Genomic DNA, 326 nt, shown 5'->3' with positions numbered 1-326 from the left:
TGAGAGGACCAGCCAGAAGCTACGACAAAATCGTTGTGCGCCTGTTTAATCTCTCCAAAGGAACCATCAGACTGTCCTAAGGCAACAAATGTGGCATCTTGATTAAATCCAACAATATCTGCTCGACCGTCTCCGTTTATATCGGCAAGCATACGCGGATAAAGGTCCTGAGAGGACCAGCCAGAAGCTACGACAAAATCGTTGTGCGCCTGCTTAATCTCTCCAAAGGAACCATCAGACCGCCCTAGAGAAACAAGCACGACGTCTTCACTAAACCCAACAATATCTACTCGGCCGTCTCCGTTCACATCGCCAACAACACGCTT

Annotated in this window: 1 protein-coding gene; it reads right to left on the bottom strand. The window is 48.5% G+C overall.

Going from position 1 to position 326, the window contains the following annotated elements:
- The coding region (locus tag IE076_RS22570; protein ID WP_194539872.1) for an FG-GAP repeat domain-containing protein at positions 1-326 on the bottom strand (326 nt) is incomplete at both ends.

Origin of the sequence: Pseudovibrio japonicus (genome assembly GCF_014651595.1) — a bacterium.
In the GTDB taxonomy this organism is placed as follows: domain Bacteria; phylum Pseudomonadota; class Alphaproteobacteria; order Rhizobiales; family Stappiaceae; genus Pseudovibrio; species Pseudovibrio japonicus.
Note: the sequence above shows the minus strand (reverse complement) of the source record. Positions and strands in the feature narration are given on the sequence as shown.